Annotated in this window: 16 protein-coding genes and 1 pseudogene; 4 read left to right on the top strand and 13 right to left on the bottom strand. The window is 70.6% G+C overall.

Going from position 1 to position 26,163, the window contains the following annotated elements:
• Positions 1 to 171 precede the first annotated feature (171 nt).
• The 4 genes from rnhB to GUY60_RS07565 all read right to left on the bottom strand — a co-directional run bounded on the left by rnhB (position 172) and on the right by GUY60_RS07565 (position 3,705).
• A complete protein-coding gene (rnhB, locus tag GUY60_RS07550) occupies positions 172 to 876 on the bottom strand; it encodes a ribonuclease HII (protein WP_161695121.1) in 705 nt (234 codons plus the stop codon).
• 374 nt (positions 877 to 1,250) lie between these two features.
• The gene (locus GUY60_RS07555) at positions 1,251 to 2,156 is read right to left on the bottom strand and encodes an ADP-ribosylglycohydrolase family protein (RefSeq protein WP_161695123.1); all 906 of its coding nucleotides are present in this window, start codon (positions 2,154 to 2,156) and stop codon (positions 1,251 to 1,253) included.
• A 147-nt stretch (positions 2,157 to 2,303) separates the two neighbouring features.
• The gene (locus tag GUY60_RS07560; RefSeq protein ID WP_161695125.1) at positions 2,304 to 2,963 is read right to left on the bottom strand and encodes a histidine phosphatase family protein; all 660 of its coding nucleotides are present in this window, start codon (positions 2,961 to 2,963) and stop codon (positions 2,304 to 2,306) included.
• A gap of 136 nt (positions 2,964 to 3,099) precedes the next feature.
• Entirely contained in the window at positions 3,100 to 3,705 is a 606-nt protein-coding gene (locus GUY60_RS07565) for a YdbC family protein (protein ID WP_161695127.1), read from the bottom strand.
• Positions 3,706 to 3,850: 145 nt separating this feature from the next.
• Between GUY60_RS07565 and GUY60_RS07570 the strand changes: the two genes are divergently transcribed.
• A complete protein-coding gene (locus GUY60_RS07570) occupies positions 3,851 to 4,378 on the top strand; it encodes a TerD family protein (protein WP_161695129.1) in 528 nt (175 codons plus the stop codon).
• Between the two features lie 188 nt (positions 4,379 to 4,566).
• Here GUY60_RS07570 and GUY60_RS07575 read toward each other — a convergent pair whose 3' ends face one another.
• Both GUY60_RS07575 and nrdR read right to left on the bottom strand, forming a co-directional pair.
• The gene (locus GUY60_RS07575) at positions 4,567 to 7,458 is read right to left on the bottom strand and encodes a vitamin B12-dependent ribonucleotide reductase (protein WP_161695131.1); all 2,892 of its coding nucleotides are present in this window, start codon (positions 7,456 to 7,458) and stop codon (positions 4,567 to 4,569) included.
• Positions 7,459 to 7,622: 164 nt separating this feature from the next.
• Positions 7,623 to 8,162, bottom strand: a complete 540-nt coding sequence (gene nrdR / locus GUY60_RS07580) for a transcriptional regulator NrdR (protein ID WP_161695133.1) — start codon at positions 8,160 to 8,162, stop codon at positions 7,623 to 7,625.
• A 465-nt stretch (positions 8,163 to 8,627) separates the two neighbouring features.
• Between nrdR and lexA the strand changes: the two genes are divergently transcribed.
• Entirely contained in the window at positions 8,628 to 9,413 is a 786-nt protein-coding gene (gene lexA, locus GUY60_RS07585) for a transcriptional repressor LexA (RefSeq protein ID WP_161695135.1), read from the top strand.
• Between the two features lie 92 nt (positions 9,414 to 9,505).
• Here lexA and GUY60_RS07590 read toward each other — a convergent pair whose 3' ends face one another.
• From GUY60_RS07590 to GUY60_RS07605, 4 genes and pseudogenes are all read right to left on the bottom strand, one after another.
• A complete protein-coding gene (locus GUY60_RS07590) occupies positions 9,506 to 11,536 on the bottom strand; it encodes an ATP-dependent DNA helicase (protein ID WP_161695137.1) in 2,031 nt (676 codons plus the stop codon).
• Between the two features lie 40 nt (positions 11,537 to 11,576).
• On the bottom strand, positions 11,577 to 13,403 hold the full coding sequence (locus tag GUY60_RS07595; RefSeq protein ID WP_161695139.1) for an IucA/IucC family protein: 1,827 nt from the start codon (positions 13,401 to 13,403) through the stop codon (positions 11,577 to 11,579).
• A 219-nt stretch (positions 13,404 to 13,622) separates the two neighbouring features.
• Positions 13,623 to 15,700 (bottom strand): annotated as a pseudogene (locus GUY60_RS07600) (IucA/IucC family protein).
• A 38-nt stretch (positions 15,701 to 15,738) separates the two neighbouring features.
• Entirely contained in the window at positions 15,739 to 17,226 is a 1,488-nt protein-coding gene (locus GUY60_RS07605) for a diaminobutyrate--2-oxoglutarate transaminase family protein (protein ID WP_161695141.1), read from the bottom strand.
• Positions 17,227 to 17,740: 514 nt separating this feature from the next.
• Between GUY60_RS07605 and GUY60_RS07610 the strand changes: the two genes are divergently transcribed.
• The gene (locus GUY60_RS07610; protein ID WP_161695143.1) at positions 17,741 to 18,973 is read left to right on the top strand and encodes a trypsin-like serine peptidase; all 1,233 of its coding nucleotides are present in this window, start codon (positions 17,741 to 17,743) and stop codon (positions 18,971 to 18,973) included.
• 200 nt (positions 18,974 to 19,173) lie between these two features.
• A complete protein-coding gene (locus GUY60_RS07615) occupies positions 19,174 to 20,376 on the top strand; it encodes a trypsin-like serine peptidase (protein WP_161695145.1) in 1,203 nt (400 codons plus the stop codon).
• Positions 20,377 to 20,527: 151 nt separating this feature from the next.
• Here GUY60_RS07615 and hflX read toward each other — a convergent pair whose 3' ends face one another.
• The 3 genes from hflX to GUY60_RS07630 all read right to left on the bottom strand — a co-directional run bounded on the left by hflX (position 20,528) and on the right by GUY60_RS07630 (position 26,023).
• The gene (hflX, locus tag GUY60_RS07620; RefSeq protein ID WP_161695147.1) at positions 20,528 to 22,027 is read right to left on the bottom strand and encodes a GTPase HflX; all 1,500 of its coding nucleotides are present in this window, start codon (positions 22,025 to 22,027) and stop codon (positions 20,528 to 20,530) included.
• A 173-nt stretch (positions 22,028 to 22,200) separates the two neighbouring features.
• Entirely contained in the window at positions 22,201 to 23,718 is a 1,518-nt protein-coding gene (locus tag GUY60_RS07625) for a M1 family metallopeptidase (RefSeq protein ID WP_161695149.1), read from the bottom strand.
• A 133-nt stretch (positions 23,719 to 23,851) separates the two neighbouring features.
• Positions 23,852 to 26,023, bottom strand: coding sequence for a RelA/SpoT family protein (locus GUY60_RS07630; protein ID WP_161695151.1), 2,172 nt, complete (start codon positions 26,021 to 26,023; stop codon positions 23,852 to 23,854).
• Positions 26,024 to 26,163: the final 140 nt, after the last annotated feature.

Genomic DNA, 26,163 nt, shown 5'->3' on the forward strand with positions numbered 1-26,163 from the left:
GTACGGGACGGGGGGTCGGCGCGGTGCGGCCGGTGGCCGGAGTTGCGCGGGGACCCTGGGCGCTCTCGTGAATCTGAGGCTCCTCGGGAATGAGAGGCATGAGTGGTTGTCTATCAAACGCCAGTGCGCAGCCGCACCGGCGGGTGGCACATGAGTGCGACCGGCATGGTGTCAGAAATCGAAGCCGAGTTGCCCCTCGATTTCAGGAGTGCCGCCGCTGAGTACCGGGACGCGGTTCTTCTTGAGGTGCCGCCACTTGGGCAGCGCGTCGAGATAGGACCACGACAGCCGGTGATACGGGGTGGGGCCCCGCTCCTCGAGCGCCGCCTTGTGCACCGGCGAGGGGTAGCCCGCATTGGTGCCGAAGGCGAAGTCTGCGTGTTCGGCGTCCAGTTCGGCCATCATCGCGTCGCGGCGGACCTTGGCGATCACCGAGGCAGCGGCGACAGCGACGCAGGACTGGTCTCCCTTGATGACCGTACGGACCTTCCAGGGAGCGCCGAGGTAGTCGTGCTTGCCGTCGAGGATCACCGCGTCCGGGCGGACCGGCAACCCTTCCAGCGCGCGCACCGCCGCGAGGCGGAGTGCGGCCGTCATGCCGAGCGCGTCGATCTCTTCCGGGGAGGAGTGTCCGAGCGCGTAGGCGGTGACCCAGTCGACGAGCACTTCGGCCAGCTCATCGCGTCGCTTGACGGTGAGGAGCTTGGAGTCGGTGAGCCCGGCGGGCGGTCGACGCAGTCCGGTGATCGCCGCGCAGACGGTGACGGGCCCGGCCCAGGCGCCGCGTCCCACTTCGTCGACCCCGGCGACGAGCTTCGCTCCGGTGGTAGCCCGAAGGGAGCGCTCGACGGTGTGGGTGGGTGCTTCGTACGGCATGGCGCCAGACAGGTTACGCCGCTTGATGGGCAGCGCGACACCCCGGTACCCGGAACGATCGGCTCAGCCCTCGACGCCCGCCCCCAGCGCCACCCCGGCAACCTGCCGAGGCCCCAGAAGAGGCTCCAGGAAACGGCACCCCAACCACCACGGAGCCCACACCAACACCGGCAATAAAATTGCATGCGCGAACGAACGAGGAGCGGAGGAATGACGGAAGTGAGGCGGAGGGATGACCACCTCAAGGGCCACTCAGGTCGACGAGTCGACAAACAGGCAGGGCATGAGAGGCAGGCCACCGGACGGCCAGACAGGCACATGTCCAGGGAGTTGGACAACCAGGCACTCAGAAGCCGACCAGCGCCCCGCCAGCCTCAGAGCAGCGCCGGCGACCACTCAGGCAGCGCCTCAGTTTGCTCAAGCCAAGCATCAGGCGGCATCGTCGTGCCGGTGGAGGACACCACTCCGCCCACGATCGCGCAGGTCGTGTCCATGTCGCCGCCGACCTGCGCGGTCGTCCAGAACGCCTGCTCGTAGTCGCCGAGCGAGCGGGCCGCGGACCAGAGCGCGAAGGGCACGGTGTCGTGCGCGGTGGTGCGGCGGCCGCAGCCGAGGACCGCCGCGACGGTGGTGGCGTCGTTGTAGTCGAGCATGTCCCGGGCCCGCCGGAGGCCGGCACCAACCGCGCTGCGCGGTACGAGCGCGATGACGCCGTCCAGCAGGTCCGCGGGCGTGGGCGGTCCCGACGGATCGGCGGCGAGCGCAGCGGCCGCGGCCACGGCCATCGCGCCGACGACGGCTTCCCGGTGCTGGTGCGTGGGGTACGCCGAGATCTCCGCTTGGTGCGTGGCCTGCTCCGGATCGTCCGCGTACCAGGCACCGAGGGGTGCGATCCGCATGGCCGCACCGTTACCCCAGGAGCCCTGGCCCTTGAACAGCGAGGACGCGAGCTCGCGCCAGTCGCCGCCCTCCCGGATCAAGCGGAGCAGCCGGTTCACCGCAGGCCCGTAACCCCGGTCGAAGTCATGGTGCTCGGCGAACGACCTGGCCAGTACGTCCTGGTCGATTCGTCCGTGCGCGACCAGAACGGCGAGCACGGAGCAGGCCATCTCGGTGTCGTCGGTCCACTGCCAGGGCCCTGGCGGCAGTTCTCGACGCTTGAGAAGCGGATAGTTCGCCGGAACGAAGAACTGGGAACCGAGAGCGTCCCCCACCGCGAGCCCGCGCAGGGCGGCGAGTGCGCGCTCCAGGCGCTGCTGGGAAGAGGAGTCAGCGATCATGGCTCTGCCACTCTATCGGGTGTTCCGTCCGTTCCACCGGGCGCGCTTCGCACCGTAAGCACCCCGAGGCAAATCCCACACGCCGCCCCACTCCGACCCTCACGCCGACCAGCGCGACAGCCCACGCGAAAGCAGCGCGGCAGCCCGCTACCGAATCCGGTCGTACGTCTCCGGTTCCCGCCAGCGGACGAACGGCCGGTCGAGCGAGTACCGGCCGTCCTCGCCGAGCACCAGCGAGCGGATCTCGGCGTTCCCGGGGTTGGACAGCGCCTCGAACTCGGCGACCGACCAGTGGAACCAGCGCATGCAGAACAGCCGCATGGTCAGGCCGTGGGTGACCAGGAGGACGTTCTGCGGATGGTCGGGCGCCTCGAAGCTGCGGTAGAGGCTCTCCAGGAACGCGCCCACGCGGTCGTACACATCGGCACCGGATTCGCCCTGCGCGAAGCGGTAGAAGAAGTGCCCGTAGGCGTCGCGGTAGGCCTTCTGCAGGCGTACGTCGTCACGGTCCTGCCAGTTTCCCCAGTCCTGCTCGCGCAGCCGGGGCTCCTCGCGCACCCGGATCCGGGCCGCGTCCAGGTCGAAGGCGCGCAGCGTCTCAAGCGTGCGGCGGTACGGCGAGACGTAGACGCTGACCCGCTCCTCGCCGAAGAGTTCGCGCAGCCGCACGCCGGTGGCCTCGGCCTGGCGGTGGCCCGTATCGGTCAGGCGCAGGGCGTGATCGGGCTCCCGCTCGTAGACGGTGTCGTCGGCATTGCCTTCTGACTCTCCGTGCCGGACGAGGACGATGCGCCGAGGACGTGCCATGCCGAAACCCTAGATCGGACGATCGCACCGTGGTCAACCGAGTCGGCCTCAGCACCCGTCCGGCGTACGCGCGCACCGAGCCGGAAGCACGCGGAACACCACGGACTTGCACGGAGCTACACGGAGCTACGCGGAACTACACCGTCCAGGACGGTTCGAGCTGGACCACGTCCCCGTTCAGAGCTGCCACATCGGCCTCCGTCTGCGCCCGCAGGGTGAGCCGCTCCACGCGTTCGACCTGGTACTTGCCGTACTCGGCGGTCGACTGCCACATGGAGAGCACGAGGAACTCATGGCCGGGCGCCTCACCGAACAGCCCGCGGACCATGCCGGGGGAGCCCGCCATCGCGGGGTTCCAGATCTTCTCCTGTACGAGGGCGAAGTGCTCGACGCGTTCCTCCCGCACCGTGCAGTGCGCAAGGCGCACCACATCGGCGTCGGTGAAGTGCGGTTCGAAGCCGGTCTTCACGTCGAAGCGGTGGTCGAAGAGTTTGACCTGGAGGTCTTTGTACGTGCCTGCCTGCGCGGCGTGCAGCCGGTCGTGCGAGCGGGCCATGAAGGAGTCGTAGAACGCCCGGCTCTCCCAGAACGATATGACGTGGACGGTGTCCGGCCGCCGACGGCTCCACCCACCGCCCTGTCCTCGAAACCCCGGCTCTCCCAGAAGCCCCGCCCACTTTCGCTGTCCCCGCTCGAACCCCCGGCGGTCCACCACGGTGCAGCGAATCCACTTGACCAGCACCGCGCCATCCTATGCCGCGGAGCGTGTCGCGGGTCACTGCCTGTGGACAGACGATCCCCCGGTTGTCAGAGGCAGGCCGTAACGTGTCTCATCGGACCTGACCATGTGAGGGAACATCAACTCACCGTCCAGGAGGGGGAGTCCAGTGAGCAGCGTGAAGAAGGGCCTCGGCAAGGTCGAGGTGTCCCTGAGGTGGGACCCGAGCCCGATGGGGTCGCCGGAGCACGACTTGGACATCGTCGCGGCGGCGTACACGACGGGCGCCGGCTACGCCGATCCGGAGTACGTGGTGCACTTCGACAGCCGTTCCCCGGACGGCACGATCAACCTCAACCGCGACAGCCGCACGGGCCAGGGTTTTGGCTACGACGAGGTCATGACGCTGGAGTTCGACCGGCTCGCGGCCACGTACACCCGGGTCGTGGTGGGTGTGGTGATACAGCAGAACGAAGACCGGAAGACGTTCGGCGACATCGCCAACACGGGCGTGCGGATCGCCGAGGGATACACGGAGTTGGCGACCAGCGACCTCGGTGAGGCCGCGGGCGGCACGGCGGCGACGATCGCCGAGTTCACCCGGGACGAGAGCGGGACCTGGGAGTTCCGCTTCTCGATCCGCGGCTTCGACGCCGACCCCACCACGTTCACCACCCAGCTGGGCGCGCTCACCTGACCGCCGGGCACGGCGACACGGCACCCAGCGGCACAGCACACGACAGCTCAGCGCACGGCAGCTCTGCGTACGGCATACGCGCAAACGCCGAGGGGCGGTGAACCGGTCTCCCGGTCCACCGCCCCTCGGAAAGCGACGGTCACGACACTCGGCGGCCGGTCAACTCAGCCGCCGAGCACGTCACTTGCTCAGCTGCACCCGCTCGTCGAGCCGCAGCCCTCGCAGATGTAGCAGGAGCCGGCCCGCTGCATCTTGGTGCCGCAGGAGAAGCAGAGCGGGGCGTCGGCCTGGATGCCCAGCTGCATCTCGACGAGCTCCGCGGAGGTGTGCGCCTCCTTGGGGGCCGCGGCGGTCTCGGCCTGCGGGGCGGTGACCGACTTCAGGATCTCCTGGGCCCGCGGGGCGGACTGCGCCAGGGACTCGACGTCGACCTCGTCCTCGTCGGCGGACTGCTCGTACGAACCCGTCTCCAGGTGACGCTGACGCTCCTCGGCGGAGTGGATGCCGAGCGCGGAGCGGGTCTCGAAGGGCAGGAAGTCGAGCGCCAGGCGGCGGAAGATGTAGTCGACGATCGACTGCGCCATCCGCACGTCCGGGTCGTCCGTCATGCCGGCCGGCTCGAAGCGCATGTTGGTGAACTTCGAGACGTAGGTCTCCAGCGGAACGCCGTACTGCAGACCGACCGAGACGGCGATGGAGAAGGCGTCCATCATGCCCGCGAGGGTGGAGCCCTGCTTGGACATCTTCAGGAAGACCTCACCGAGACCGTCGTCCGGGTAGGAGTTGGCGGTCATGTACCCCTCGGCGCCACCGACCGTGAAGGAGGTGGTGATCCCCGGGCGGCCCTTCGGGAGGCGCTTGCGGACCGGGCGGTACTCGACGACCTTCTCGACCGCCTCGCGGATGGTCTCCTCGGTCTTCGCGGTGACCTCGGCCTTCTCCTGCTCCTTCTTCTTCGCGGAGAGGGGCTGGCCGACCTTGCAGTTGTCGCGGTAGATGGCGAGCGCCTTGACGCCCATCTTCCACGCCTCGAAGTAGACCTCTTCGACGTCCTCGACGGTGGCGGTCTCCGGGAGGTTGACCGTCTTGGAGAGGGCGCCGGAGATCCACGGCTGGATCGCGGCCATCATGCGGACGTGGCCCATCGCGGAGATGGAACGCTCGCCCATGGCGCAGTCGAAGACCTCGTAGTGCTCGGTCTTCAGGCTCGGGGCGTCGATCACATTGCCGTTCTCGGCGATGTGGGCGACGATCGCCTCGATCTGCTCCTCCTGGTAGCCCAGGCGGCGCAGGGCCTGCGGGACGGTGCCGTTGACGATCTGCATCGAGCCGCCGCCGACCAGCTTCTTGAACTTGACCAGCGCGAGGTCGGGCTCAAGTCCCGTGGTGTCGCAGGACATCGCGAGACCGATGGTGCCGGTCGGGGCGATGACCGAGGCCTGCGAGTTACGGAAGCCGTTCTTCTCGCCGAGGCGGACGACGTCCTGCCAGGCCTCCGTGGCGGCGGCCCAGACGGGGGTGTCCAGGTCGTCCATGCGGACGGCCTTGGCGTTGGCGTCGGCGTGCTGCTTCATGACGCGCTTGTGCGGCGTCGCGTTCTTGGCGTAACCGTCGTACGCGCCGACCACGGCGGCGAGTTCGGCGGAGCGCTTGTACGACGTGCCCGTCATCAGGGAGGTGATGGCGCCGGCGAGCGCGCGGCCGCCGTCGGAGTCGTACGCGTGGCCGGTCGCCATCAGCAGGGCGCCGAGGTTGGCGTAGCCGATGCCGAGCTGGCGGAAGGCGCGGGTGTTCTCGCCGATCTTCTGCGTCGGGAAGTCCGCGAAGCAGATGGAGATGTCCATCGCGGTGATGACCAGCTCGACGACCTTGGCGAAGCGCTCGGACTCGAAGGACTGGTTGCCCAGGCCGTCGTCCTTGAGGAACTTCATCAGGTTCAGCGAGGCGAGGTTGCACGAGGTGTTGTCCAGGTGCATGTACTCACTGCACGGGTTCGAGCCGTTGATGCGGCCGGACTCCGGGCAGGTGTGCCAGGCGTTGATGGTGTCGTCGTACTGGATGCCGGGGTCGGCGCAGGCCCAGGCGGCCTCGGCCATCTTGCGGAAGAGGGACTTCGCCTCGACCTCTTCGATGACGTCGCCGGTCATGCGGGCACGCAGACCGAACTTGGAGCCGGACTCCACGGCCTTCATGAACTCGTCGTTCACGCGGACCGAGTTGTTGGCGTTCTGGTACTGGACGGACGTGATGTCGTCGCCGCCCAGGTCCATGTCGAAGCCCGCGTCACGCAGTGCGCGGATCTTCTCCTCCTCCGTCACCTTGGTCTCGATGAAGCCCTCGATGTCGGGGTGGTCGACGTCGAGGATGACCATCTTGGCCGCGCGGCGGGTGGCGCCACCGGACTTGATGGTTCCGGCGGAGGCGTCGGCACCGCGCATGAAGGAGACCGGACCCGAGGCGTTGCCGCCCGAGGACAGCAGCTCCTTGGAGGAACGGATACGGGAGAGGTTCAGGCCGGCACCGGAGCCGCCCTTGAAGATCATGCCCTCTTCCTTGTACCAGTCGAGGATCGACTCCATGGAGTCGTCGACGGCCAGGATGAAGCAGGCGGAGACCTGCTGCGGCTGGGGCGTACCGACGTTGAACCACACCGGGGAGTTGAAGCTGAAGATCTGGTGCAGGAGGGCGTAAGCCAGCTCGTGCTCGAAGATCTCGGCGTCAGCGGGCGAGGCGAAGTAGCTGTAGTCCTCGCCGGCCTTCCGATACGTCTTCACGATGCGGTCGATCAGCTGCTTGAGGCCGGTCTCGCGCTGCGGGGTGCCGACGGCACCGCGGAAGTACTTGCTGGTGACGATGTTGACCGCGTTCACCGACCAGAAGTCGGGGAACTCGACGCCACGCTGCTCGAAATTGACCGAGCCGTCGCGCCAGTTGGTCATGACGACGTCACGACGCTCCCACTGCACCTCGTCGTACGGATGCACGCCGGGGGTGGTGTGGATGCGCTCGATGCGCAGACCCTTGCTCTTGGACCCCTTGGAACGGGAACCTCGTGCCGGGCCGCTCGCCGTCTCTGTCATGCCGCCTCCCTGTATCGGGCTAAAACGCCCTGAAGTGCCACGTTCTTCCCATGGCACGGTGTGTGTCTGATGCCGTGGACGCCGCTTGCGCCGCCCATGACAGGTCTTGGATCGCCGCCTCGCCGGCGCTGGAACGGCCCTCAGGTTCCGTTCCGCGCCGCCGGTCAGTCGGCGGCGTTGGCGGGCACGGGGACTTCGACCGTCCCTGCGAACCCGCTGTCGGCCTGTTGGCCTTCGTCGTTCTCACCATGCGCGGAGCGACGCTGCTCCCTGAGTTCCGCGATGGCACTCTCGAAGTCTTCGAGCGAGTCGAACGCCCGGTACACGGACGCGAATCGCAGGTAGGCGACGAGGTCGAGCTCACGCAGCGGACCGAGTATGGCCAGGCCCACGTCGTGGGTGGTCAGCTCGGCGCTGCCGGTGGCACGCACCGCCTCCTCGACCCGCTGGCCGAGTTGGGCGAGAGCGTCCTCGGTCACCGGTCGCCCCTGGCATGCCTTGCGCACACCATTGATGACCTTGGTACGACTGAAAGGTTCGGTCACCCCGCTGCGCTTGATCACCATCAGCGAGCAGGTCTCCACGGTCGTGAAACGACGGGAGCAGTCCGGGCACTGACGGCGCCTGCGGATCGACGTGCCGTCGTCCGTGGTGCGACTGTCGACGACGCGGCTGTCGGGGTGCCTGCAGAAGGGGCAGTGCATGGTTCCCCAACCCTCCTTCACAGCACGACTGAATGGCCTCGAAGCGGGCCTTGAACCCCTCGAAGCAGCCCCAAGCATAGGCGATGGCCGAGGCCCGAGAAGACCAAGGACCACAACTTCTGGGCGGCTGCGCCAATCCAACCACTAGATCTGGGGTTTGGCTTCTCTTTCGACACCAAAGCGTGTCGTGCGGCAGGGCCGTCGACGAGGGTACGCGAAGGGGGTTGAGCTCAACCTGCGAGGTCTCGGATGGCACACTGGAAACACCATCGCGGGGAGCTCGACTCCAGCGCTGGAGCGTAGCGTGATGAACCGAATTGCCGTTCGGTCGGGCAACAGCCATACACCCAGACGCATGATCACGTCAGGTCGTCTGCGTTTTTTCACTCGAACGTGTGTTTGGCGCAACCTTTCGAAAGCTACTACCGTTGTCCAGCTAGGGAGAACATCTCGAGAGGGGCCGCCGTGACCACCACCGCAGACAGTGCCACCATCACCGCCCAGGACCGTTCCCAGGGCCGACTCGAGCCGGTGCATGCCATGAATGACGGAACCACGAACCCGGAGGGGCCCAAGCCAACACGGTCCCTGCCCGGTCGACCTCCCGGCATCAGGGCCGACAGCACCGGGCTCACCGACCGTCAGCGCCGGGTGATCGAGGTGATCAGGGACTCTGTGCAGCGGCGTGGCTACCCGCCGTCCATGCGGGAGATCGGCCAGGCCGTGGGGCTTTCGAGCACCTCGTCCGTCGCGCACCAGCTGATGGCACTCGAACGCAAGGGCTTCCTGCGCCGCGACCCGCACCGCCCCCGGGCGTACGAGGTGCGCGGATCCGACCAGCCCAGCAGCCAGCCGACGGACACCACAGGCAAGCCCGCCGCCTCGTATGTGCCGCTCGTCGGCCGGATCGCCGCCGGTGGGCCGATCCTCGCCGAGGAGTCGGTCGAGGACGTCTTCCCGCTGCCCCGGCAGCTGGTCGGTGACGGTGAGCTGTTCGTGCTCAAGGTCGTCGGTGACTCGATGATCGAGGCGGCCATCTGTGACGGTGACTGGGTCACCGTCCGCCGCCAGCCCGTCGCCGAGAACGGCGACATCGTGGCCGCCATGCTCGACGGCGAGGCGACCGTGAAGCGGTTCAAGCGCGAGGACGGGCACGTCTGGCTTCTCCCGCACAACTCCGCGTACCAGCCCATCCCCGGTGACGAGGCGACGATCCTCGGCAAGGTGGTGGCGGTGCTGCGTCGGGTCTGAATCACGACCCGCCCCTGTACCGGGCCCCGGAACCAACTGCGCCGGTTCCGGGGCCCTGTTCTGTGCTTTTCGGGGGCGCACCCTGACGGGGTCTAGCCCTCCGCGGCCTCCGCCGCCTTGGCCGCCGCGTCGATCGCCGACAAAGAGCGGCGGGCCTGGTTGCGGTCGGTGGTGTACCAGAAATCGGGCAGTGAGGCCTTCAGATAGCTGCCGTACCGGGCCGTGGCCAGGCGGGGGTCGAGGATCGCGACCACGCCGCGGTCGCCCGAGGCGCGCACCAGACGGCCCGCGCCCTGGGCCATGAGGAGGGCCGCGTGGGTCGCCGCCACGGCCATGAAGCCGTTGCCGCCCGCGTCCTCCACCGCCTTCTGGCGGGCGCTCATCAGCGGGTCGTCCGGGCGCGGGAACGGGATCTTGTCCATGACGACCAGCTGACAGCTGGAGCCCGGTACGTCCACGCCCTGCCAGAGCGAGAGCGTGCCGAAGAGGCAGGTCTTCGGGTCCGCCGCGAAGTTCTTGATCAGCTCGCCGAGGGTCTCCTCGCCCTGCAGCAGAATCGGGAACTCCGGGATGCGCGCGCGGAGTTCCTCCGCTGCGGACTGGGCCGCGCGCATCGAGGAGAACAGGCCGAGGGTGCGGCCGCCGCTCGCCTGGATCAGTTCGGCGAGCTCGTCGACCATGTCGGTGCGCGTGCCCTCCCGGGAGGGGCGGGCCAGGTGCTTGGCGACGTAGAGGATGCCCTGCTTGCCGTAGTCGAAGGGGGAGCCGACGTCGATGCCCTTCCAGACGGGCAGGTCCTCGGCCTCGCCCTCCGTGCCGGCGCGGCCTTCCGGGGCCAGGCCGAGGGAGGCGCCCACGCCGTTGAAGTCGCCGCCCAGCTTGAGCGTGGCCGAGGCGAGGACCACCGCCCGGTCCGTGAAGAGTTTCTCCCGCAGCAGGCCGGAGACCGACATGGGGGCGACCCGCAGCGAGGCCCCGCTGTACCGATGAGCGGCTCCGCCGCGGGGCTCCTGGCGTTCGTACCAGACGACGTCCCACTCCGAGCCGTTGGTGATGCGCTCCGAGACGTCGTGGATCGTCTCGACGGAGGCCAGTGCCTGCTTGCGTACGGCGTCCTCGTCCTGGACGGACTTGTCGCGGGTGGAGCCGATCGCGGAGATGGTGTTGCGGGCGGCGTCACGGAGCGCGAGCAGGGCGTACCCCAGATCCTCCGGGATCTCCTCCAGGCGGCCCGGCAGGGCCAGTTCCATGATCCGCTCGAAGCCCTCGGCTGCGGTCTGGAGCTGGTCGGCGATCTTCTCGTTGACCAGCTTCGCCGAGCGGCGGACCGCGCGGTTCACCTGGCCGGGAGTGAGCTCGCCGGTGGCCACGCCGGTGACGCGGGAGACCAGTTCGTGCGCTTCGTCGACGATCAGGACCTCGTGCTGCGGCAGCACCGGCGCACCCTCGATGGCGTCGATGGCGAGCAGCGCGTGGTTGGTGACGATCACCTCGGCGAGCTTGGCGCGCTCCCGGGCCATCTCGGCGAAGCACTCCGCGCCGTACGCGCACTTCGAGGCGCCCAGGCACTCGCGGGAGGACACCGAGACCTGCGACCAGGCGCGGTCGGAGACGCCCGGGGTGAGGTCGTCCCGGTCGCCGGTCTCCGTCTCGTCGGCCCAGTCCCGCATGCGCAGCAGGTCCTGCCCGAGCTTGCTGGTGGGCGCGGCCGCCTCGAACTGGTCGAAGAGTCCGGCCTCCCCGGTGTCCTCCTCCTGCGGCACGCCCTCGTGCAGGCGGTGCAGGCAGAGGTAGTTCGACCGGCCCTTGAGCATGGCGAACTGCGGGCGGCGGCGGAGCAGTGGATGGAGCGCGTCCACCGTGCGCGGCAGGTCCCGCTCCACCAGCTGCCGCTGGAGGGCGAGGGTGGCCGTGGCGACCACCACGCGCTCTCCGTGAGCGAGCGCGGGCACCAGGTAGCCGAGCGACTTTCCGGTGCCGGTGCCGGCCTGGACGAGCAGGTGGGAGTTTCCGTCGATGGCCTCGGCGACGGACTCGGCCATGGTCACCTGGCCGGGGCGCTCCGTGCCGCCGACAGCGGCGACGGCGGCGTGCAGGAGTTCGGGGAGGGAGGGCTTTGTCATAGCCCGACCACCCTACGGTGCACCACTGACAATCCCCCGATCACGGCTGCGGCAGAGCGTGCAGGGGGTTCGGCACGGTGCCGTGGACCGCGGCGTGCGGGCGCTCGGGCCGGTCCCGGTAGCCGTCGAGGTGGAGCCGGTTCCGGTTGAGGCAGAGGCGCTCGATCCGGGGCGTGAGCAGGTCGAAGGTCTCGAAGCGGTCCTTCAGCTCGGGGAAAAGGGCCTGGTGGCGGAGGATCTCCTCGCGTACCAGGGACCAGAACTCCGCCTCGGACACGCCCAGTTGCTCGGCGCAGAGCGGGGCGAGGTAGCGGAAGACACCGACGAAGAGACCGGAGTGGATGAACTGGGTCAGGAAGGCGGGCGGCTCGGTGAGCAGGATGTTCCGTACGTCTTCGGGCATCGAGGTGTGTTCGGGCAGGGGCTGTGCGCTGATGTTGACGTCGTCGACGAAGTCCTTCACCGCGAGGCGCACCGGCACGTCCGAGGCGTCGAAGACCACGATGGCGTTCTCCCCGTGCGGCGAGAACACGGTGCCGTAGCGGTACAGGAAGTGCAGCAGCGGCGGCAGCAGGGCGGCGAAGAGGCGGCGCAGCCAGACCTCGGGGGCGAGTCCAGAGCGGGCGACGAGTTCGGCGACGAAGGCCCGGCCGTGGCTGTCGGTGTGCAGCAGGGAGGCGAGCGTACGGGCGCGTTCGCCGGGGTCGAGGGCGTGGTCGAGGGGCTCGCGCCAGATCGCTCCGAGCAGTTCCCGGTACTGGTAGGGCACGTCCGGCAGGCCGTCGTACACCGGGTGCTCGACCGTGACCGAGGCGACCTCGCCGAGGAGGATGACGCGGCACTCCTCGCGCAGGAACGGGTCGGCGTCGCGCAGTGCGTGCACCCAGGCGGTGACGGCCGGGGCGGCGAAGGTGCGCTCGGTGGGCAGTCCGCGCCAGACCAGGGTGTTGAGGATGGCCAGCGGCAGCTTCACGGTGTGGCGGTCGGGCCGTGAGGTGTTGAGGAACGTACGGATCGACTGCTGCGGCAGGCGGGTGTCCGGGTCGGCGGGGAGCGGCACGATGTCCCCGGCGGCGACGGACGGCGCGAACAGCGGCAGCACGATCTCGTCCCACTGCCAGGGGTGCACGGGCAGGTACAGATAGCGCCGGGGATCGAGGCCACGCGCGCGTAGTGCCGATCCGAAGGTGTCGCGGGTGGTGGCGTCGAGCTCGCGCGCGTAGAGGCGGTCGGGGCTTTCGAGGCCGGAGACTCCGCTGTAGGTGGCGAGCCGGTCGCTCACGGCGATCCACGGGAGCCGACACGGAACGCGGGCCTCCGGTGTCCAGCGGGCGGAGTCGGCCGCCGAGAAGCCGAGGCGCCCCTTGTTGAGGACGAGCCAGGGGTGGCCGGTCTGGTGGCCTTCGAGTTCCGCGTACGAGAGCTCCGCGAGGTCGGCCGCGGTGAGCGCCGTGTGGTCGAGGCGGGCGTCGGCGGCGAGGGTGCTGCTCAGCTCGCGTACGACGTGGCCGAGGGTGCTCCCGTCGAGCCCGAGCAGTCCCTTGGCGCGGCCGAGGAAGGCGTACGGGTCGCCGAACGGCACCGCCTCGCCGTCGCCCTCGCGCAGTGTCAGGGAGTCCGGGTCGACTCGCCAACTCCCGTACGCGGCACGGCGGGCGCGGAAGGCGAGGCGGGCGCCGTCGTCGAGGGTCAGGGCGTACCCGTACGACTGCGGCTCCGGCGTGATGATCTCTTCGTGGGCGAACTCGGCCAGCATCTTGGCGAGGAGCCGACGGGCGGCGCGCTCCCACGTCCCGGCGGTGAGTTCCGGCGGTACGGAGAGGGGGTGCGGCTCTGCCGAAGGTCCGGCGGCGGATGTGTCGGGCACGGGGACTCCCACTTCGATGCGTGACGGCCAGGCGGTGTGACGGCCAGGCGGTGTGACGGCGCGGCTTGTGGCGGCGAGCGGCGTGCCGACCGCCTGCGGTGTGACGCCGAGGCGGCCGGGGGCGCAATCGCCGGGCACACAGCCACGCTCCCCTCCTTCCGCCGCCGCTATGCCCCTCGGCCGTACGACAAGTCCTCGGCGCCTGCGGCCGGTTGGGGCTCAGGCGTGCAGCGGGTTGGCGATCGTGACGTAGACGGACTGGGTGTCGACGGGGCCGACGAGCTCGTCGAGGCCGTGCAGCCGGGTCAGCAGGTTGGCCTTGCAGCGCAGCGTCGGCGCGTCGAGGAGCCGGCCGGGCAGGGGCGAGCGGGGCCGGTCCGGTGCCGTCGCCGCGTCGCGCAGGAAACTCCGGAACGCCGCCAGGAGCAGCTCCTCGTCCGCGAGCCGCTGGGAGCCGAACGCGCCGATCAGGCCGAGGACGTTGTTGATGCCGAGGTAGTAGGCGAAGCGTTCGTCGGTGACCTCGTCGGGGACGAAGGTGTCGCTCTCGCGGCCGACGCCGGGGAGCAGCGCGTCGAGGCGGTCGCGGTGCGAGGCGCGGAAGTAGTAGCCCTGGTTGTCGCGGTAGCGCCCGCCGCACGGCCAGCCCTCCGGGTCGAGGAGGACGAGCGTGTTCTGCTGGTGCGCCTCCAGGGCGATGCCCGCCGCGCCGTCAGCCACAGCACCGGTCGCACCACCTGTTCCAGATAGCGCAGGAACCACTCGGCGGCGACGGCTCCGCGCGGCCGGCCGGTACGCGCGGCGAGCCGGGCCACGAGTACGGCAAGGCGGGACCGCATCGGCGTACGGCCGCCCGGCGCGCCCGGCGCGTACAGCTTGCCCGGCGCGTACGGCTCGCGGGTGGGGCGCGGCGAGATCAGTCCGGCGACGCAGTTCACGTCGTCGCCGGGGGCGAAGGGGTTGTGCCGGATCAGTACGTCGAGGCCGGGGACGGCCGTGCCGTCGGGGTCGTCGACGGCGAGCCACGCCGGATCGCGGACGATGTCGAAGCCGGGGTGGGCGCCGCGCCACCGCTCGGCGAGGCCGCCGCGCAGCAGCCGGTGCACCTCCACCCCGCGGTGGAGTTCCTTGCGGAGGTTCTCCCGGCGGGAGTTGGTGATCCGCAGCCCGAGCGACAGCTTCAGCATGGCGGGCGCGCCGGAGCGGTACACGGTGCGGACCGACGAGGTGGGGTGCCAGGACTCGCCGTACGCGCCGAGGTCCCGGAGCAGTCCGGCGTCGAGGAGCGCGGCGACGGCGGGCCGGTGCCGCAGTTCCCGCACCTGCCAGGGGTGCAGGGGCAACGCGGCGTATCCGTCGGGGAGTTCGGGTCCTGTCCCGGCCAGCCGGGCGGTGAGCTGCTCGGCGGGTACGGTGCGGCCGCGTTCCGTCCAGGCGGAGCCGGTGGCCAGTACGGACGGGGCGACCGCGAGCCAGTGCAGCGGGAAGGAACCCCGCAACTCCGGTGCATAGCAACGCCCTTCGGCCTCGGAGAGGCCCTCGCGGCTCTTGGGGGTGGGGTGCAGGGGGTGGCCGAGGAGCAGCGACTGCTCGGCGTCGAGGAACCGGTCGTCGGGGCGGTCCGGGCCGTCCGGGTCACCGGTGGCCCCTGTGAGTCGCCTGCGCTCGTCGAGGAACACGGCCGTACGGCGCACGGAGTCCGCGACCCGGCCGACGAGTTCGCCGCCGTCGCCCAGGTGTTCCGGCGCCCCTCCCCCGACCGTCTGGTGTACGGCTTCGTGTACCGCCTCGCGGCTGAGCAGCGCGGCGACGGTGACCGCGTCGACGGGCGGGGCGTCGTGCGGACCGCCTTCGAGGACGGGCGCGCCGAAGCGGTGCCAGCCGGTCGGCGACCAGCGGTGCACGGGCACCAGGAGCGCGGTGCCGCTCGCGGTCAACGGGACGCGCAGCAGCGGCACGGTGGCATCGAGCGCCTTCGGCTCGGGCAGCGCGTTATCGCGTACCCAGCAGCGCAACAGGTTCTCGACGCCCGCCGCATCCGCCGCCCGCCGCGGGTCCCGGTGCTCCAGCAGGTCGTCCCACTCGACCGGTACGACGGTGCCGCCACCGGCCCCGGCCCTGTCCTGCCGGTCGGCGTGCGGCTGTTGCTGCCGCGGCACCGGTCCCGGACCGGTCGCCGACGACGCGAGCGCGCGGCCGGAGGGGGCGAGGGGACGGGGGCCTTCGGGCGCGGTCTGGCTCACGTGAAATTCCTTGCGCGGTACGGGGTTCGGGTACGGGTACGGGTACGGGTTCAGGTACGAGTACGGACTTCCGGTACTGGGAGCGCGGCCTCCTACCGCCTTGCCGCTTCCGGGAGTTGAGCCCGCAGCACGCCGTCCAGCGCGTCGGTCAGCCGGTCGAGGACCGCCGTGGCCTGGTCGTCGGTGAGGGTGAGCGGCGGGAGCAGCCGTACAACGCTGGAGTGGCGGCCGCCGAGTTCAACGATCAGCCCGCGCTCCAGGCAAGCGCGCTGCACGGCGGCGGCGAGCCGGGGCGCGGCGGGCAACGGCACCGCTCCGCCCTGCCCCCGTCCGACACCGAGCCGCCCCGGATCCGCGCCGTCCGGACCGGCCCCGCCCCGATCCGCATCGTCCCGATCCGCACCGTCCGGGTCGACCAGCTCGACGCCGATCATCAGGCCCCGTCCGCGTACCTCCCCGATCTGCGGGTGCCCGGCGGCGAGGGCCCGCAGGCGCCGGAGCATGTGGTCGCCGAGTTCGGCGGCGCGCTCCGCGAGCCGGTTCCTGCGGACGTGGGCGAGGGTCGCGGCGCCCGCGGCCATCGCGAGCTGGTTGCCGCGGAACGTGCCCGCGTGGGCGCCCGGTTCCCATACGTCGAGGTCGTCCCGGTACACCACGACGGCCAGCGGAAGGCTGCCGCCGATGGCCTTGGACAGCACCATCACATCGGGCACGACCCCGCTGTGCTCCACCGCCCAGAAGGCACCGGTACGGCCGACCCCGGTCTGCACCTCGTCGGCGATCAGCGGGATGGAACGGGTCTCGGTGATCTCCCGCATCCGGCGCATCCAGGCGTCAGGCGCGGGGATCACCCCGCCCTCCCCCTGCACCGGTTCCACGATCATCCCGGCGGGGTGGGGCACCCCGCCCTTCGGGTCGTCGAGCAGCGACTCGGTCCAGCGGGCGGCCAGTTCGGCCCCCGCCTCGCCGCCGGTGCCGAACGGGCAGCGGTACTCCTGCGGGTAGGGCAGCCGCGTCACCCGTACGTCCCGGGCGCCGCCCGAAGCGGCGAGGGCGCCCTCGGTCATGCCGTGGTACGCGCCCGTGAACGCGAGGAGCCCGTCGCGCCCCGTCGCCGTACGCACGAGTTTCAGCGCGGCCTCCACCGCGTCCGTCCCGGCGGGGCCGCAGAACTGCACGCGGGCGCGGGCGGCGAGGGCGGGCGGCAGAGTGGCGAACAGCTCGGTGACGAACGCGTCCTTGACCGGGGTGGCCAGGTCGAGGACGTGCAGCGGGGCGCCCGAGTCGAGCACCCTTCTGATCGCTTCGAGGACGACGGGGTGGTTGTGGCCGAGCGCCAGGGTGCCCGCGCCGGAGAGGCAGTCCAAGTACCGCCGCCCGTCGGCCCCTTCGATGGTCAGGCCACGGGCGCGGACCGGCACGATCGGCAGCGAGCGGGCGTAGGTCCTGGCGGCCGACTCGCGCAGCGACTGCCGCCGCAGGATGCCCTCGGGTCCGGCGCCGGCCCGGCCGCCGGGGGGCGTGGACGGGGGTGCGACGGGCGGCGCCGGATGCGGCGGCGCAGGCTCGGTGACGGCCACGACTGTGTGTCCTCCCGCTGTACGTCGATGAGTTGGACGGATTCGTCCAGGAGCCGACGGGGGTCGAGCGCAGGCCACGTGTCCCCCGTACGCACCAACGACGGGGTGGGCGGGGGATCACGCCCGACGGGTGGTTCCTTGCCAAACGGAAACCTTCACGGCGGACTTGACGAACCTTCACGCCGGGCTCGCGCGCGGACGAACCGCGCCAACCGGAAGTTCCCCACCAACCTCACCCGCACCCGGGCGGAGATCGGCGCGCACGGTACGCGCCGTGACAGAACCGTTGCCGCCCCGTCGGTCGTCCCCGGTCGCACCGGCATAGTGTGGGGTGCTCGATCGCCGCCCCGTCGCACGTGGTGGCGCCACAACTGCACATGTGAACAGCACCTTCCGGTCCGAGCGGGCCGAGCAGCCGTCGCCGGCCGATAGCGGTCGTACAGCCACAGACCGCCGGGAATCCGGAGGGAGTTCACGAGTCACGACAGATTTCCAACAGGGGGAGATTCTCGCCATGCGATCCATACGCCCACGCTTCGCCACCCGCAGAGGGAGGGGCGCGCGACGCACCGCCTCCGTCCCCGCGGTGCTCGCGGTCTCGGCCGCGCTCGCGCTGACCGCCACGGCCTGTGGCCCCGGCGACGACAACGCGAACGACAAGGCGTCCCCCTCCGCGACCGCCGACGCCGGCAGCGGCGGCGGCGGTGACAAGCCGATCGAGATTCCCGACGACATCAAGGACCGGCTCAAGGAGCACGGCTTCGACGTCGACAAGTGGAAGAACGGCGAGTGGAAGAACTGGGACAAGGACAAGTGGCTGCGCGAGGCCGAGGAGTTCGTCAACCCGATCATCGAGGACTTCTGGGACTCTGACCGGATGCGGGACGCCGACAAGCATCCCGACAAGCCCGTCGACAACGACATCTCGGGCGACCAGGGCAAGACCGACCCGACCCCGGCTCCGGTCGACGCCGTCGAGGTCGCGGCCCCGTACCACGACAGCGCCCCGGCCCAGGGCAAACTCCTGTTCGAGACGCCCGAGGGCTCCGCGCAGTGCTCGGCGACCGTGGTCAAGGACCCGGCGAACCCGGGCAAGTCCAACATGGTGTGGACCGCGGGCCACTGCGTGCACGCGGGCAAGGCGGGCGGCTGGTACCGCAACCTCGCCTTCGTGCCCTCGTACAACAACGCGGGCAAGAGCGTGGACCAGCTGCAGAACGCCACCAAGGAAGAGATCGCCCCGTACGGCGTCTGGTGGAGCGACGTGATGCGGACGTCCGACCAGTGGATCGCTCAGGGTGCCCAGACCGGCGGTGCCGGTGCTCCGTACGACTTCGCGGTGATGCACGTGACGCCCGAGAAGGGCAGCGGCAAGTCCCTTGAGGAGACCGTCGGTTCGGCGGTCCCGGTCGAGTTCAACGCCCCGGCCGTGCCGAAGATCGACGCCATCAAGGCGACCGGCTACCCGGCGGCGCCGCCGTTCGAGGGCCAGGAGGAGTACTCCTGCACCGACAAGCCGGGCCGGCTCTCGCTGAACCAGACCGACCCGACGCTGTACCGCATCGGCTGCTCCATGACCGCGGGCTCCTCCGGCGGCGGCTGGGTCGCCAAGGGCCGGGACGGCAAGCCGGCCCTGGTGTCCAACACCTCGATCGGCCCGGCCACCGCGGGCTGGCTCGCGGGCCCGCGCTTCGGCAAGGAAGCCAAGGCCATCTACGACGAGGTCAGCCAGAAGGCTGCCGGCTGACACGTGTGCCTGCGCCGCTCCCGGGACCGACCCCGGGAGCGGCGCCGCTCGCAGGGCCCGTACGGTGACACCTCCCGTACGCCTCGCACATTCCCGTACGCCGCGCGCGTCCCGTAAGCCGCGCGCATCCCGTACGTCCCACAGTTCTCCCAGCTCTCTCAGCTCTCTCAGTTCTCTCACTCATCGGGGGTTTCCCAACCATGCGATCCATACGTCCGGTCCTGGCAGCGGCCTCGCTCGCCGTGGTCATGGCCCTGACGGCCACCGCCTGTGAATCGGGCGGCGACCCGAAGGCCGACGCCAAGCCGACCAACTCCGCTTCGAAGGACGCCGGTTCGGGCTCGGACGAAGCCCAGCTCCCCGACGACCTCGACGGCATCGCCGACCGCCTCAAGGAGCGCGGCATCGACGTCGACAAGTGGAAGAACGGCGAGTGGAAGAACTGGGACAAGGACAAGTGGCTGCGGGAGGCGAAGGACTTCGCCAACCCGGTCATCGAGGGCCTGTGGAGCGACGAGCGGAAGAAGTCCGCGAAGGACCCGCACCAGACCGTCTCCAGCAAGGCCGCGTCCAGCAGTGAGGGTGTCAGCGACCCCGAGCCGCGTCCGGTCCGCGCCGAGCAGGAGCGCAGGCCGTACTGGAAGTACGCGGCCTCGGTCGGCAAGATCTTCTTCGACACCCCGGAGGGCGCCGCGGTCTGCTCCGGCACCCTGGTGAAGGACCCGCGCAACCCCGGCAAGTCCAACCTCGTCTGGACCTCGGGCCACTGCGTGCACAAGGGCGGCCCGAAGGGCGGCTGGTACCGGAACATCGTCTTCACCCCGGCGTACAACCACAAGGGCCTGTCCGCGCGGGCCCTGGAGAGCGCCGGCCCGCAGGACAAGGCCCCGTACGGCGAGTTCTGGGCCGACTGGATCTCCACGTCCAACGAGTGGATCGACGGCACCACGGCGACGGACCCGGAGGGCGGCTCGTACGAGTACGACTACGCGGTGCTGCACGTGAAGCCGGAGAAGGGCACCAAGTCCCTGGAGGAGACCGTCGGCACCGCGCTCCCGATCGACTTCTCCTCGCCGTCCCCCAAGTCGGTGGACGCGATGGGCGCTTGGGGCTACCCGCAGGCGCCGCCGTTCGACGGCGCGCTGATGCACAAGTGCATCGACCGGCCCAACCGGCTCTCGCTGACCTCGTCGGCGCCGACGATGTACCGCATCGGCTGCACCATGACCGCGGGCTCCTCCGGCGGCGGCTGGTTCCGGCAGACCTCCGGCGGCAAGCTGGCGCTGGTCTCCAACACCTCGATCGGCCCGGCCGGTTCGGCGGGCTGGCTCGCGGGACCGCAGCTGGGTGACGGCGCGAAGCGCGTCTTCGACACGATGAGCAAGAAGTACGGCAGCCAGTAGGCGCCGCCCAGCCGCCATCGGTGGCAACGCATGACGAAGGCCCGCCCCTCAGCGGTGAATCCGAGGGGCGGGCCTTCGTCGTACAACCGGAGGCGATCGGCGAGCGGCCACCAGCGACCGGCCACCAGCGACGGGCGACCGGTCGCCCGGCTCAGTGCTCCGCGGGCACGAACTTGACCAGCTCCGCGGCCAGTTCCTCATGCACCCGCGCCTTGAGCAGGGTGCCCTCCGGCAGGTGCTCCTCGGAGATCACCTCGCCCTCGGCGTGCGCACGGGCGACGAGCGCGCCGTGCGTGTACGGCAGCAGCGCCTCGATCTCGATCTCCGGCCGGGGCAGTTCGGCGTCGATGAGCGCGAGCAGCTCCTCCATGCCCTCGCCCGTACGAGCCGACACCACGATCGCGTGCCGCTCGGCGCGAAGGAGGCGCTGCAGCACCAACGGGTCGGCCGCGTCCGCCTTGTTGACCACCACGACCTCGGGAACGTCGGTCGCGCCCACGTCCCGGATCACCTCGCGCACGGCGGCCAACTGCTCCTCCGGCACGGGGTGCGAGCCGTCGACCACGTGCAGGATGAGGTCGGAGTCGGCGACCTCCTCCATCGTGGAGCGGAACGCCTCGACGAGGTGGTGCGGCAGATGGCGCACGAACCCGACCGTGTCGGCCAGGGTGTACAGCCGCCCGCTGGGGGTCTCCGCGCGGCGGACGGTCGGGTCGAGGGTGGCGAACAGGGCGTTCTCCACCAGGACTCCGGCGCCCGTCAGGCGGTTGAGCAGCGAGGACTTACCGGCGTTGGTGTAACCGGCGATGGCGACCGAGGGCACCTTGTTACGACGGCGCTCCTGGCGCTTGATGTCACGGCCGGTCTTCATCGCCGCGATCTCCCGGCGCATCTTCGCCATCTTCTCGCGGATACGACGCCGATCGGTCTCGATCTTGGTCTCACCGGGACCACGGGTGGCCATGCCGCCACCGCCGCCGCCACCCATCTGCCGGGACAGCGACTGACCCCAGCCGCGGAGCCTCGGCAGCATGTACTGCATCTGCGCGAGCGCGACCTGCGCCTTGCCCTCTCGGGACTTGGCGTGCTGGGCGAAGATGTCGAGGATCAGGGCGGTGCGGTCGACCACCTTGACCTTGACGACGTCTTCGAGGTGGATGAGCTGGCCGGGGCTGAGCTCACCGTCACAGACGACGGTGTCGGCTCCGGTCTCGAGGACGATGTCACGCAGTTCGAGCGCCTTGCCCGAGCCGATGTACGTCGCGGGGTCGGGCTTGTCGCGGCGCTGGATGACGCCGTCGAGCACCAGCGCACCGGCCGTCTCGGCGAGCGCGGCGAGCTCCGCGAGGGAGTTCTCCGCGTCGTCCACGGACCCCGAGGTCCAGACGCCGACGAGTACGACCCGCTCCAGACGGAGCTGTCGGTACTCGACCTCGGTGACGTCCTCCAGCTCGGTGGAGAGGCCCGCCACACGGCGCAGAGCCGCGCGCTCGGAGCGGTCCAGCTGCTCGCCGTCCCGTGCTCCGTCGACCTCGTGGCTCCAGGCGACGTCCTCTTCCATCAGGGCATCGGCCCGAAGTCCTTCGGGGAGGTTCTGCGCGGTGTTCTGCTGGTCCTGCGCGTCCTGGGAAGGGGAAGAAGAGGAGGTCATTGGATCCTTACGTCGATGAGAGAAGGGGAACGCCCGCGTCGGGCGGTCCTCAGGTGAGTCAACGCTCACCGGGCCCGGGAGATTCCCGGCCGACGGCGCCGTCGACGCGTCGATAATCTCACGGCACGCCCCGTCTCGGCACCCGACTTTTCCGGTGCCCGTCCGGGGGCCGGTCACGCGCCCTGACCGTGCGAGTGGGCGGGAGCGTGCGCGGGGGCGGCCGTGCGCGTCTTGGCCTTGTCCGGTGCGGCCGTCTTCCAGTCCGGGTGCCCCGGCATCGGCGGCGTCTTCTTCCCGTACAGCCAGGGGCGGAAGAAGCCGGTCAGGTCGCGGCCGGCGATCTCGGAGGCGAGCCCCACGAAGTCCGCGGTGGTGGCGGTGGAGTCCACGTGCCGCCGCACCCAGGTCCGCTCCAGGCGGTCGAAGGCGGCGTGCCCGATCTCCTCGCGCAGCGCGTACAGGACGAGGGCGCTGCCGTCGTAGACGACCGGCCGGAACAGGCTGATCTTCTGGCCTGGCTCCGGCTCCTTGGGCGCGGCCGGCGGGCCGCCCGCGGCGCGCCAGCGGTCGGAGAGCCGGTAGGCCTCCTGCATGCGCTTCCGCATCGGCTGCTTGCCGTGCTCCTCGGCGTACAGCGCCTCGTACCAGGTCGCGTGACCCTCGTTGAGCCACAGGTCGGACCAGGTGCGCGGGCTGACGCTGTTGCCGAACCACTGGTGCGCCAGCTCGTGGACCATGATCGAGTCGACGTACCAGCGGGGGTACTCGGGCCGGTTGAACAGCGGCTTCTCGAAGAGGGACAGGGTCTGCGTCTCCAGCTCGAAGCCGGTGGTGGCGTCCGCGACGAGTACGCCGTACGCCTCGAAGGGGTAGCGGCCGACCCGCTTCTCCATCCAGGCGATCTGGCCCGGCGTCTTCTTCAGCCAGGGCTCCAGCTTCTCGCGGTCCGCGCTCGGCATGACATCGCGCACCGGCAGCCCGTGCGGCCCCTCACGGTGCACGACCGCGGAGCGCCCGATGCTGACCTGGGCGAGTTCGGTGGCCATGGGGTGGTGGGTGCGGTACGTCCAGGTCGTGCCCGCCGCACCCGTGCGCCGCCCGGTGGGCAGCCCGTTCGCGACCGCGGTCAGGCCCTTGGGTGCGGTGACGCGGAAGGTGAACATGGCCTTGTCCGCGGGGTGGTCGTTGCTGGGGAAGACGCGGTGGGCGGCGTCGGCCTGGTTGGCCATCGCGAGCCCGTCGCGGGTAGTCACCCAGCCGCCGTCGGACGCGGCCGCCGGGTCGCTGGTGTGCCGTACCTCGATCCGCAGCGTGCCGCCCTCGGGCACCGGCCGCGCGGGCGTGACGACCAGGTCCTCACCGCTGCTCTCGTGCTCGGCCCGCACCCCGTTGACCTCGACCGAACGCACCGTGCCCTGGGCGAAGTCGAGGTTGACGCGGTCCAGGGGTTCGGTGGCGCGAGCCTGGATCACGGTGACGGCGTCGAGCGGCTGGCGGTTGTCACCGCCGTACTTGAAGGCGATGTCGTACGCGGACACGTCGTACCCGGGGTTGCCCAGGTGCGGAAAGAGCCGGTCGCCGATGCCGAGCGGACCGGCGGGCACGGGCGCCCCCGCGGCGAGCAGCGAGACGGACACGGCGGTGGTGGTGGCGGCGAGAAGCGCGGCCCTGATGCGGCGCGAGAGCAACATGAACCACCGCTATCAGCAAGGGCCTTGGTAACCACGACGACGCGCGCCCGGCCCACCCGAACGGGGTGCTCCGCCCGCCTCCACGCCGTCACGGCCGACCGGCGGCCCCAGCCGACAGCGCCGACAGCCTCGCCTACGGTGCCGCTGCCGCGGGCTCCTTGCCCCGCCCCACGTCGTACACCCCCGGCACCTTGCGCATCGCCCGCATCAGGCCGGGAAGCAGGGCGGCGTCCGGGAGTTGGAGCGTGTAGGTGTGGCGCACACGGCCCTCGTCAGGGGGCTCCACCGTGGCCGAGACGATCGCGGCGCCCTCCATGGAGATGGCCTCGGTGAGGTCGGCCAGGAGGTGCGGTCGGCCGAAGGACTCGGCGATCAGCGTGACCCGGCACTCCGCGGTCTCGTCGAGGTCCGCCCAGTGCACGCCGACCGGGGCGCGGCCCGCGGCAGCCATCCGCGCCACCGCAGGGCACTCCACGCGGTGCACCGTGACGGCGCCGCCGCGCACCGTGAAGCCGGTCACCGCGTCCGGCGGCACCGGCGTACAACAGCCCGCGAGCCGGACCGTGGCGTGCGGCAGGTCCACCACGGCGTTGGCCGCGGTGGGGCGCATCGCCTCGACGGTGAGCTGCGGCCGGGGCGCGGCGGCCGCGACGACCGGACCCTGCGGGTGCGAGCTGAGCCAGCGCCCGATGGCGATGCGCGCGGCGGGCGTACGGGTGTGGTCGAGCCACTCCGCGTCCGGACCGGAACCGGTCTCCTGCGGGGCGAGCAGCACATGCACGGTGTCGCCGTCCCTGAGGACCGTACTGAGCGTCACCAGGCGGCCGTTGACCCGCGCGCCGATGCAGGCGTGGGCGTCCTCGCCGTACTCCGCGTAGGCGGCGTCGACGCAGCTGGCGCCGGCGGGCAGGCCGAGGGTGCCGCCACCGGTGCGGTAGACGGTGATCTCCCGGTCCTGGGCGAGCTCCTCGCGCAGCGAGCTCCAGAAGGTGTCGGGGTCGGGCGCCGAGCGCTGCCAGTCGAGGAGGCGGGAGAGCCAGCCGGGCCTGGTCGGGTCGACCCGCTCGCCGTCGGCGCCCTCCTCGTCCGCACCGGAGTCGTACGGATTGCCCAGGGCGACCACCCCGGCCTCGGCGACCTTGTGCATCTGGTGGGTGCGGATGAGGACTTCGGCGACCTCGCCGTCCTGCCGGGCGACGGCGGTGTGCAGCGATTGGTAGAGGTTGAACTTGGGGGTGGCGATGAAGTCCTTGAACTCCGAGATGACCGGCGTGAAGCAGGTGTGCAGCTCGCCCAGTACGCCGTAGCAGTCCGCGTCCTCGTTGACGAGCACCAGGAGGCGGCCGAAGTCGGCGCCGCGCAGCTCGCCGCGTTTGGTCCGGGAGCGGTGCACGGACACGAAGTGCCGTGGCCTGATGTGGACTTCGGCGCTGATGCCCGCCTCGCGCAGCACGGCGCGGAACTCCTCGGCGACTTCGCCGAGCGGGTCGGCCCCCGCGGCGTTCTCCGCGACGAGGGCGCGGGTCTTCTCGTACTCCTCGCGGTGCAGGATCGCGAAGACCAGGTCCTCCAGCTCGGTCTTCAGCGCCTGGACGCCGAGGCGCTCCGCGAGCGGGATGAGGACGTCCCGGGTGACCTTGGCGATGCGGGCCTGCTTCTCGGGGCGCATCACGCCGAGGGTGCGCATGTTGTGCAGGCGGTCGGCGAGCTTGATGGACATCACGCGGACGTCGCTGCCGGTGGCCACCAGCATCTTGCGGAAGGTCTCCGGCTCGGCCGCCGCGCCGTAGTCCACCTTCTCCAGCTTGGTGACGCCGTCGACGAGATAGCAGACCTCCTCGCCGAACTCGGTGCGCACCTGGTCGAGGGTCACGTCGGTGTCCTCGACGGTGTCGTGCAGCAGCGACGCGGTCAACGTCGTGGTCTCCGCGCCCAGTTCGGCCAGGATCAGGGTCACGGCGAGGGGGTGCGTGATGTACGGCTCGCCGCTCTTGCGCATCTGTCCGCGGTGCGAGGACTCCGCGAGCAGATACGCGCGGCGCAGCGGCTCGAGGTCGGCCTCGGGGTGGTGGGCGCGGTGGGCGTCGGCCACATGGCCGATGGCGTCCGGCATCCGGCCGCGGGAGGTGGAGCCGAGCAGCGCGGCCAGGCCGAGTCTGCGCAGATCGAGGCGGGGGCGGCCGCGCTTTCGGGCCGCGCCGGACCGGGCGGGCGCGCTCGGCTCGTCCGCTGCGGTGGCCCGTTCGGGGGCGGTGGCCCTTTGGGGGGCGGTGTGTGCGACACCGCTCGTTCCGTCCGCACTCATGCGCACCTCCGGCAGCTCGACCGGCGGTCGGGGGCGGGGCGACGGGTCGCCCCGGGGCCGGTGCTTGATGCTATCGAGCCCATCACGCGCCACTCACCGCCTCTCGCCCAGAGTGAAACGGATCACCCATTCGAGCGAAA

It is taken from the genome of Streptomyces boluensis (assembly GCF_009908195.1).
Lineage (GTDB): Bacteria > Actinomycetota > Actinomycetes > Streptomycetales > Streptomycetaceae > Streptomyces > Streptomyces boluensis.

Excerpts from the sequence above, each read along its gene's own strand:
- GUY60_RS07575 (WP_161695131.1), bottom strand. The coding sequence starts at position 7,458 with ATGACAGAGACGGCGAGCGGCCCGGCACGAGGTTCCCGTTCCAAGGGG.
- GUY60_RS07560 (WP_161695125.1), bottom strand. The coding sequence starts at position 2,963 with ATGGCACGTCCTCGGCGCATCGTCCTCGTCCGGCACGGAGAGTCAGAA.
- nrdR (WP_161695133.1), bottom strand. The coding sequence starts at position 8,162 with ATGCACTGCCCCTTCTGCAGGCACCCCGACAGCCGCGTCGTCGACAGT.
- GUY60_RS07615 (WP_161695145.1), top strand. The coding sequence starts at position 19,174 with ATGCGATCCATACGTCCGGTCCTGGCAGCGGCCTCGCTCGCCGTGGTC.
- rnhB (WP_161695121.1), bottom strand. The coding sequence starts at position 876 with ATGCCGTACGAAGCACCCACCCACACCGTCGAGCGCTCCCTTCGGGCT.
- GUY60_RS07590 (WP_161695137.1), bottom strand. The coding sequence starts at position 11,536 with ATGACAAAGCCCTCCCTCCCCGAACTCCTGCACGCCGCCGTCGCCGCT.
- GUY60_RS07625 (WP_161695149.1), bottom strand. The coding sequence starts at position 23,718 with ATGTTGCTCTCGCGCCGCATCAGGGCCGCGCTTCTCGCCGCCACCACC.
- GUY60_RS07610 (WP_161695143.1), top strand. The coding sequence starts at position 17,741 with ATGCGATCCATACGCCCACGCTTCGCCACCCGCAGAGGGAGGGGCGCG.
- GUY60_RS07555 (WP_161695123.1), bottom strand. The coding sequence starts at position 2,156 with ATGATCGCTGACTCCTCTTCCCAGCAGCGCCTGGAGCGCGCACTCGCC.
- GUY60_RS07630 (WP_161695151.1), bottom strand. The coding sequence starts at position 26,023 with ATGAGTGCGGACGGAACGAGCGGTGTCGCACACACCGCCCCCCAAAGG.
- hflX (WP_161695147.1), bottom strand. The coding sequence starts at position 22,027 with ATGACCTCCTCTTCTTCCCCTTCCCAGGACGCGCAGGACCAGCAGAAC.